We start from the raw sequence: 9,023 nt of genomic DNA, 5'->3' as shown, positions 1-9,023 counted from the left end.
TTCACGCCTGTTGGCACGGCGATCAGGAACGTCATGAAGGAGAAGAACGGAAGCAACACACCGCCGGTGACGTACATGTGGTGCGCCCACACCGTCACGGAGAGACCGGCGATCGCGATCGTCGCGCCGATGAGGCCGGAGTAGCCGAACATCGGCTTGCGCGAGAACACTGGGATCACTTCGGAAATAATCCCGAAGAATGGTAGGGCGATGATGTACACCTCTGGGTGACCGAAGAACCAGAAGAGGTGTTGCCATAGCAATGCGCCGCCATTACTGGCGTCGAATACATGCGCACCGAACTTGCGGTCCGCCTCCAGGGCGAACAGCGCGGCCGCGAGGACCGGGAAGGCCAGCAGGACCAGCACACCGGTCAGCAGCACGTTCCACACGAAGATCGGCATGCGGAACATCGTCATGCCAGGAGCGCGCATGCAGATGATCGTGGTGATGAAGTTGACCGAACCGAGGATCGTGCCGAAGCCGGAGAAGGCCAGACCCATGATCCACATGTCGGCGCCGATGCCCGGCGAGCGGACGGCGTCCGACAGCGGGCTGTAGGCGAACCAGCCGAAGTCGGCGGCGCCCTGCGGGGTGAGGAAGCCACCCACCGCGATCAGCGAGCCGAACAGGTACAGCCAGTAGGCGAACATGTTCAGTCGCGGGAACGCGACGTCGGGGGCGCCGATCTGGAGCGGCATGATCCAGTTCGCGAAGCCGGAGAACAGCGGCGTCGCGAACATCAGCAGCATGATCGTGCCGTGCATCGTGAACGCCTGGTTGAACTGCTCGTTCGACATGATCTGCGTGCCGGGGCGAGCGAGTTCGGCGCGCATGAACAGCGCCATGACGCCGCCGATGCAGAAGAACGCGAACGACGTGACCAGATACAGCGTGCCGATGGTCTTGTGGTCAGTGGTGGTGAGCCACTTGATCACCGTCGCGCCGGGGCTCTTGGGGCGGGCCGGCAGCTCGTTCTCGTACGAGTCGCTTGCTGCCGCGGCACCCTGGGGTTCGTTGAGGATGCTCACAGGTTCTTCGTCTCCCGGTCCTTCTCGTGGTCCGTCTGGGCGATGCCAGCCGGGACGTAACCGGTCTGCCCCTTCTTGGCGAGGTCCTTGAGGTGCTGCTGGTAACGCTCAGGAGAGACGACCTTCACGTTGAACAGCATCCTGGAGTGGTCGACGCCGCAGAGCTCGGCGCACTTGCCCAGGAAGGTCCCCTCCTTGTTGGGGGTCACCTCGAAGGAGTTGGTGTGGCCCGGAATGACGTCCTGCTTCATCAGGAACGGCACCACCCAGAAGGAGTGGATGACGTCACGCGAAGTCAGAACGAAGCGGACCTTCTCGCCCTTGGGGAGCCAGAGGGTCGGGCCGGGGTTGTTGGTCTGCGGGTTCCGCTCGCCAGGGGTACCGACCTCGTAGACCCCACCGGCGTTCGCCGGGAAGTCCTCCTTGAAGCGCTTCGGGATCGCCGAGAGCTCCTTGGAGGTCTTGGCGTCACCGTCGACACCCGGCACGTTCTCGACGTAGTTGAAGCCCCAGCTCCACTGGTAGCCGACCACGTTGACGGTGTGCGCGGGCTTGTCTTCGAGCTTCAGAAGCTTCGACTCGTCGCGCGCGGTGAAGTAGAAGAGGACCGACACGATGATCAGCGGAACAACCGTGTACAGCGCCTCGAGCGGCATGTTGTACCGCGTCTGAGTTGGAACCTCGATCTTGGTGCGGCTGCGCCGGTGGAAGATGACACTCCACAGGATCAGACCCCACACCAGCACGCCCGTGGCGAGCGCTGCCGCCCACGAGCCCTGCCAGAGGGAGAGGATCCTAGGGGCCTCCTCCGTCACCGGGGTGGGCATACCAAGACGAGGGAAGTCCTTGTATGTGCAACCGGTAGCGGTTACCAGGATCAGGCCCGCAGTCAGCACCTGCGGCAGCTTCCGCCGCATCGGGCGCCGCGACGAGCGGTCGGAGCCGTTGGGACTCACGTAGCGCCTTCCCGAGAGTCTCGCCCGCGCTCTTTGGTTGGCTACGGCCGCCATCTCGCTGGTCGCTCGCCGCCCTGGCACACGGGCAGGGGTTTGGATGTTTATGCGGACCAAACCCTACTGGACGCTATTTGGGGTCGCGCGGGGAGGGTGCCTAACGCGCCGCGGGTCACTCCGAAGGGTGGGATCGCGGCGCGTTTGTGGGTTTCTGACGGTGGGTCGGGGTGGGGCGCCGCGGGCGGCGGGGTGGTGGGCGCCTCGGGCGGGCAACGTGGCGGGCGCCTCGGGCGGGCGGGGTTGGGCGGGCCCGCGGGTGGCGGTCCGCCGTCGCTGGGGTTGCGCAGTTCCCCGTGCCCCTTTGGGAGGCGGGGCCCGGCCATCCCGGCGGGTGGCGATCCGGCGTGGCTGGGGTTGCGCAGTTCCCCGCGCCCCTATGGGAGGCGGGGCCCGGCCACCCCGGTGAGTGGCGATCCGGCGTGGCTGGGGTTGCGCAGTTCCCCGCGCCCCTTTGGGAGGCGGGGCCCGGCCACCCCGGTGAGTGGCGCGCCGCGGCGGAGCCGCTGATGTCACAGGCCCGCGGCTCTGAAGGGCGCCCCGTGGCGGAGTTGTTGGCGGGGGCGGGCTGGCGGCGCTTAGCGTTGCGGCGTGTCGTACTTTGATGTGGCCTCGTCCGCTCCCCTTCATCCCGTCGCCCGGCAGGCGTTGCAGGCCTCGCTTGATGAGGGGTGGGCCGATCCGTCCCGTTTGTACCGGGAAGGGCGGCGGGCTCGGCTGCTGCTCGACGCCGCGCGGGAGGCAGCCGCCGAGGCGGTGGCGTGTCGGCCCGATGAGCTCGTGTTCACGTCGTCCGGGACGCGCGCCGTGCACGACGGGATCGCGGGGGCGCTCGCCGGGCGGCGGCGCGCCGGAAAGCACCTGGTCGTGTCATCTGTCGAACATTCTTCCGTGCTCCATTCGGCCGCGGCACACGAGGCCCTCGGCGGGTCGGTGACACAGGTCGGCGTGGGGCGCGAAGGAGGCGTCTCCGCCGAGGCGTTCCGTGCCGCGCTCCGCGAGGACACCGCGCTGGCCTGCCTGCAGTCCGCCAACCACGAGGTGGGGACCGAGCAGCCGGTGGAGGAGGTGGCCTCGGCGTGCCGGGCGGCCGGGGTGCCGCTGCTCGTCGATGCCGCGCAGTCCCTGGCCTGGGGGCCGGTGCCCGGCGACTGGTCCGTGCTCGTCGGGAGCGCCCATAAGTGGGGCGGCCCGGCCGGGGTCGGCCTGCTCGCCGTACGGAAGGGGACGCGGTTCGCCCCGCAAGGGCCCGCCGACGAGCGGGAGTCGGGGCGGGCCGCCGGCTTCGAGAACATTCCGGGCATCGTGGCCGCGGCCGCGTCGCTGCGGGCCGTGCGGGCGGAGGCCGCCGAGGAGGCGGCGCGGCTCAAGGAGTTGACGGAGCGGATCCGGACCCGGGTGCCCGAGCTGGTGCCGGACGTGGAGGTCGTCGGGGATCCGGTGCGCCGGCTGCCGCACCTGGTGACGTTCTCCTGTCTGTACGTCGACGGGGAGAGCCTGCTGCACGGGCTCGACCGCGCCGGCTTCTCCGTGTCATCCGGTTCGTCGTGCACGAGCAGCACCCTGACGCCCAGCCATGTGCTGCGCGCGATGGGCGTGGTGAGCGAGGGGAACGTACGGGTGTCGCTGCCCATGGGCGTGGAGGCCGACGAGGTCGAGCGCTTCCTCGACGTGCTGCCGGGTGTCGTGGGCGAGGTACGGGAGAAGCTGGGCGCGCCGGTCGCGGGCGCGGGGGGCACGGAGGAGTCGGTGACCGTCGACGCGCTGGGCCTGACGTGCCCCCAGCCGGTGATCGAGCTGGGCCGGGCCATCACCGGCGTACGTGTGGGCGGCACCGTCACCGTCCTCGCCGACGACGAGGTGGCCGCGATCGACATCCCCGCCTGGTGCCACACGCAGGGCCACGAATACGTGGGAGTAGAACCACGTCCCGATGGGGGCGCCACATACGTAGTGCGCAAGAACGGGTAACCGAGGGGCGCGGGGAACTGCGCAAAACCCAGCCACAAAGAAGCCGCGGCCGCGCCGCTCATCGAAAGAGCAGCCACGGCCGCGGCCTGCACCGGGGCGCGCCTCAGCCCAGGTGCCCCTCCACCTCCAAAGCGGCAGCGTCCCCGTACTGCTTACGGAACCGGTCCATGAACGGCGCCCGCCGCAGCTCGTACTCCTGCGTACCGAGCGTCTCGATGACCAGCGTCGCGAGCATGCACCCGACCTGCGCCGCACGCTCGTGCGAGACGCCCCAGGCGAGGCCGGACAGGAAGCCCGCGCGGAACGCGTCGCCGACACCGGTCGGGTCGACCTTGGCCTCCTCCTCCGGGACGCCGACCTCGAGCGGTTCCTCGCCGGACTTCTCGATGCGCACACCGCGCGCGCCGAGCGTGGTGACGCGGTGGCCGACCTTGCCGAGGATCTCGGCGTCGGTCCAGCCGGTCTTGGACTCGATGAGGCCCTTCTCGTACTCGTTGGAGAAGAGGTACGTGGCGCCTTCGAGGAGCGTCCGGATCTCCTCGCCGTCCATGCGCGCGATCTGCTGCGAGAAGTCGGCGGCGAACGGGATCGACCGGCTTCGGCACTCCTCCGTGTGACGGAGCATCGCCTCCGGGTCGTCCGCGCCGATGAGGACGAGGTCGAGGCCGTCGACCCGGTCCGCGACGGTCTTCAGCTCGATGAGCCGCGCCTCGCTCATGGCCCCCGTGTAGAAGGAGCCGATCTGGTTGTGGTCGGCGTCCGTGGTGCACACGAAGCGGGCCGTCTGCAGGGTCTCGGAGATCCGGACGGACTCCGTGTCCACGCCATGGCGGTCGAGCCACGCGCGGTAGTCCTCGAAGTCCGAGCCGGCGGCGCCGACCAGGATCGGGCCCGTGCCGAGCTGCCCCATTCCGAAGGCGATGTTGGGACCGACACCTCCACGGCGTACGTCGAGGGCGTCGACGAGGAAGGAGAGGGAGACCGTGTGCAACTGGTCCGCGACGAGCTGGTCGGCGAAACGGCCGGGGAAGGTCATCAGGTGGTCGGTGGCGATGGAGCCGGTGACTGCGATTCGCACGGCGTGAGATCGCTTCCTGCGAGGGGAGGGATTGACGCTTCACGCTACCCGCTCGGAGCGCGCGGGCTGAAGTATGCAAAATGCCTGATAGCGGCTCTTTCTTCGGATGTCACCTCAGGGCTACCGTGCCGTCATGACCTACGACGTGTCAGTCATGACCGAGGACGGGCTCGCGGCGTTGCGCGGCGACTGCGTCCGGATGCTTCCGCACTGGGTGACTACGCCCGCGCCGTGGGAGGTTGAGCGGCACGGCCCCGCACCCAGGCCCGCGGGGATCCACGGGGTCGTCGTGCCCGAGTCGTCCGCGCGGCTGATCGACTCCATGGCCGGTTTCGGCGACTGACGGTTTCCGGAAGGGAACCGCACGTCCGCGCGCCCCGTCCCATCGGTGTCCCGGTGAGCAACCGGTGTCCCCGGTGAGAAGGAGCGATGCGGTGAGCGGCGAAGAGCGGACGCGGGACCGGCTCCGGCGACGGCGCACGGCGGCTGTCGTGTCGGTCGCGGCGGCCGTCCTCCTGGCCGGTGGCGGCGGCGCGTATCTGACGGCGAACGCGATGGGCGGGTCCGACGACGAGGGCCGGGGCCGGACCGGCGGCCCCGGTGCGGGCACTCCCCCGCCGCTCGCCCTGGACGGCTACTCGGACGCCTCCCCCTCTTCCGGCACGGCGCCGCCCGGCATCGCGCCCGGCGAGCCCGACCCGAACGGCACCCGTTACAAGGCGACCGGCGACCTCCCGGCGGGCCCCGGGAAGGCGCCCGCCTACCGGACCCGCGGCGAGGTGAGCGCCGCCGAGGCCGGCGCGCTCGCCGAGGCCCTCGACGTACAGGGGAAGCCGCAGCGGTCCGGTGATGCCTGGAAGGTGGGTCCTGCCAAGGACGGTTCGGGTCCCTCGTTGCAGGTGGGCCTGGAGGCGCCGGGGACCTGGACGTACTCCAGGTACGCGCCGTCCACCGGCGGCAAGTGCGCCGGCGGGACGAAGTGCGCGGATCCGACGGGCGGGGGCGGCGCCGAGGACGCGGTGAGCGAGGCCGCCGCGAAGCGGGCCGCCGCGCCGGTCCTGAAGGCCCTCGGCCAGGACGACGCCAAGCTGGATGCCGGGCAACTCATGGGCGCCACCCGCGTGGTGAACGCCGACCCTGCGGTCGGCGGGCTGCCGACGTACGGCTGGTCGACCGGGATCCAGGTCGGCTCGGACGGTCAAGTGGTGGGCGGCAGCGGCCGGTTGAAGGCTCCGGCCAAGGGCGACACGTACCCGACGGTGGGGGCGCGCGAAGCACTTGAGCGGATGAACGGGGCGGCGGCCGGGGGCCGGGTCTCCATCGGCGGGTGCGCGAGTCCGGTGCCGCTGGGCGAAGGCAAGAACGAGGACTGCGCGTCCGCGCCGCCGAAGCCGTCGACGGTCGACGTCACCGATGCGACGTTCGGGCTCGCCGCACACACCGTCGAGGGGCGGCAGGCGCTGGTGCCTTCGTGGCTGTTCGAGGTGCGGCCCACCGGGTCGGACGCCGCGTTCACGGTGACGTATCCGGCGGTGGAGCCCAAGTACCTTGCGGCGCCGCGGAGTTCGAAGCCGTTCCCCTCGGAGCCCTCCGCCCCCTCCGGGAAGGCGGGCGGCGACACCCGCGCCGTGCACGTCCAGGGCTACAGCGCCAAGGGCAGGACCCTGACCCTGCACTTCACGGGCGGCGTGTGCGCGAAGTACGCGGCGTCGGCGGAGGAGTCCGGGGGCCGGGTGAGCGTCAAGGTCACCGAGACAAAGAAGAAGGGCACCGTCTGCGTCCAGATGGCGAAGTTCTATACGTTGCCGGTGACGCTGGACGCGCCGCTGGGTGAGCGGAAGGTGGCGGCGGCGGCCGGCGGAGCCGCCGTGCCGCACGCGCAGAAGAACGCTCCCGGCGGGGTCGAGCCCGCGCCCCGCGGCTGAGCGCCCGGAGCAATGCCGAAGGGGCGGCCCCAGTGGGGCCGCCCCTTCGCGCTTTACAGCTGTACGGCTTAGCTGAACGAGTCGCCACAGGCGCAGGAGCCCGTCGCGTTCGGGTTGTCGATCGTGAAGCCCTGCTTCTCGATGGTGTCGACGAAGTCGATGGAGGCGCCGCCCAGGTACGGGGCCGACATGCGGTCGGTGACGACCTTCACGCCACCGAAGTCCTTGACGACGTCACCGTCGAGCGAGCGCTCGTCGAAGAAGAGCTGGTAGCGCAGGCCGGAGCAGCCGCCGGGCTGAACCGCCACACGCAGGGCCAGGTCGTCACGGCCTTCCTGGTCGAGCAGCGCCTTGACCTTCGATGCCGCTTCGTCGCTGAGCTGGATGCCGTCGCTGACGGTGGTGGTCTCGTCCGATACGGACATCTACATCTCTCCCGGGTTGTTCGGAGACTGCTTGCCGACCATTGCAACCGGCAAAGGCCCGGATCCATTCCGGGTTTCGCACTTCTTCTCTTCATGCTCGCACACCGCGCAAGGGCGGGGCACGGCGTGGGCCCGGCGGATTGCGTCACATCGACGACATTGCCGTCGTCAAACTGACGTGAAGCACGTATGATAGATAACGTCAAATCGACGAAAAGTCGAGCAGAGCGAAGAAAGGGTGCGTGACGTGACCACGGCCCAGTCCCCCCAGGCCCCCGTTGACCTGGACGTTTCTCCCACGCCTCTGGCGCTCCTGCTGCTCGGCCGCGAGGCCGACCCGCGCAGCGAGCGCGGTGTGGAGTGCCCCGGCGACCTGCCCTCGCCGTCCGACCCGGACCTGGTGGAGCGGGCGCGCGCGGCCAAGGAAAGGCTCGGAGACAAGGTGTTCGTGCTCGGACACCACTACCAGCGCGACGAGGTCATCCAGTTCGCCGACGTCACCGGGGACTCCTTCAAGCTGGCCCGGGACGCGGCGGCCCGGCCCGAGGCCGAGTACATCGTGTTCTGCGGTGTGCATTTCATGGCCGAGTCGGCCGACATCCTGACCGGGGACGACCAGAAGGTGGTCCTGCCGGACCTCGCCGCCGGCTGCTCCATGGCGGACATGGCGACGGCCGAGCAGGTCGCCGAGTGCTGGGACGCGCTGACCGAGGCCGGCATCGCCGACTCCGTGATCCCCGTCTCGTACATGAACTCCTCCGCGGACATCAAGGCGTTCACGGGCAAGCACGGCGGCACGATCTGTACGTCCAGCAATGCCGAGCGGGCGTTGAACTGGGCGTTCGAGCAGGGCACCCCCGGGCCGACCCAGGTCCTCTTCCTGCCCGACCAGCACCTCGGGCGGAACACCGCGGTGCGCGACCTCGGCATGTCGCTCGACGACTGCGTCGTCTACAACCCGCACAAGCCGAACGGCGGCCTGAGCGTCGAGGAGCTGCGGGCCGCGAAGATGATCCTGTGGCGCGGGCACTGCTCCGTGCACGGGCGCTTCTCGCTGGAGTCGGTGGAGGACGTGCGGGCGCGCATACCCGGCGTCAATGTCCTCGTGCACCCCGAGTGCAAGAACGAGGTCGTGGCCGCGGCGGACCACGTCGGGTCGACGGAGTACATCATCAAGGCGCTGGAAGCGGCGCCCGCCGGGTCGAAGTGGGCGATCGGCACGGAGCTGAACCTTGTACGCCGGCTCGCGAACCGGTTCGCCGCCGAGGACAAGGAGATCGTCTTCCTCGACAAGACGGTCTGCTTCTGCTCGACCATGAACCGGATCGACCTTCCGCACCTGGTCTGGACGCTGGAGTCCTTGGCGGACGGGCAGTTGGTCAACCGGATCGAGGTCGACCGCGAAACCGAACGATTCGCGAGGCTCGCCCTCGAGCGAATGCTGGCGCTGCCGTAGCCGCCTTGGGCGGGTGGGCCAATCAAGCCCCTGCGGCGATTGAGCAGCGGGGTCCGGGGCGGAGCCCCGAGACGTCAAGCCCCTCCGGCGTTGCGGCCTCGGGGCTCTGCCCCGGACCCCGCGCCTC

8 protein-coding genes are annotated in these 9,023 nt (G+C 69.8%); 4 read left to right on the top strand and 4 right to left on the bottom strand.

All coding sequences use genetic code 11. The annotated features are described in order from the left end of the window. A partial coding sequence (locus ACWD2L_RS40570) for a cytochrome c oxidase subunit I (RefSeq protein WP_451193747.1) occupies positions 1–1,031 on the bottom strand: 1,031 nt, incomplete at its 3' end. Further along, on the bottom strand, positions 1,028–1,987 hold the full coding sequence (ctaC, locus tag ACWD2L_RS40565) for an aa3-type cytochrome oxidase subunit II (protein WP_326024159.1): 960 nt from the start codon (positions 1,985–1,987) through the stop codon (positions 1,028–1,030). The genes ACWD2L_RS40570 and ctaC, both read right to left, overlap by 4 nt. Before the next feature lie 645 nt (positions 1,988–2,632). On the opposite strand from ctaC, the gene ACWD2L_RS40560 reads away from it, so the two are divergent. Then, positions 2,633–4,012: a cysteine desulfurase/sulfurtransferase TusA family protein gene (locus ACWD2L_RS40560; protein WP_351341904.1), complete on the top strand. Its 1,380-nt coding sequence runs from the start codon at positions 2,633–2,635 to the stop codon at positions 4,010–4,012. A 103-nt stretch (positions 4,013–4,115) separates the two neighbouring features. Here the strand turns inward: ACWD2L_RS40560 and ACWD2L_RS40555 are convergent, their stop codons facing one another. Then, on the bottom strand, positions 4,116–5,090 hold the full coding sequence (locus ACWD2L_RS40555; RefSeq protein WP_351341906.1) for a carbohydrate kinase family protein: 975 nt from the start codon (positions 5,088–5,090) through the stop codon (positions 4,116–4,118). 133 nt (positions 5,091–5,223) lie between these two features. Between ACWD2L_RS40555 and ACWD2L_RS40550 the strand changes: the two genes are divergently transcribed. Then, entirely contained in the window at positions 5,224–5,433 is a 210-nt protein-coding gene (locus ACWD2L_RS40550; protein WP_351341908.1) for a hypothetical protein, read from the top strand. A gap of 91 nt (positions 5,434–5,524) precedes the next feature. Next, positions 5,525–7,015 carry a hypothetical protein gene (locus ACWD2L_RS40545; RefSeq protein WP_351341910.1) on the top strand — a complete coding sequence of 497 codons (1,491 nt, stop codon included), beginning with the start codon at positions 5,525–5,527 and terminating at the stop codon, positions 7,013–7,015. A 68-nt stretch (positions 7,016–7,083) separates the two neighbouring features. On the opposite strand, the gene ACWD2L_RS40540 is transcribed toward ACWD2L_RS40545, so the two are convergent. Further along, positions 7,084–7,440, bottom strand: a complete 357-nt coding sequence (locus ACWD2L_RS40540; RefSeq protein ID WP_351341912.1) for a HesB/IscA family protein — start codon at positions 7,438–7,440, stop codon at positions 7,084–7,086. 238 nt (positions 7,441–7,678) lie between these two features. On the opposite strand from ACWD2L_RS40540, the gene nadA reads away from it, so the two are divergent. After that, complete coding sequence (gene nadA / locus ACWD2L_RS40535) at positions 7,679–8,896, top strand: quinolinate synthase NadA (RefSeq protein ID WP_351341914.1); 1,218 nt, start codon at positions 7,679–7,681, stop codon at positions 8,894–8,896. The last annotated feature ends 127 nt before the right edge of the window (positions 8,897–9,023 follow it).

The sequence above is a fragment of the Streptomyces sp. NPDC002754 genome, assembly GCF_053592315.1.
The sequence above is the reverse complement of the archived record's forward strand: the minus strand, read 5'-3'. Positions and strand labels throughout refer to the sequence as shown.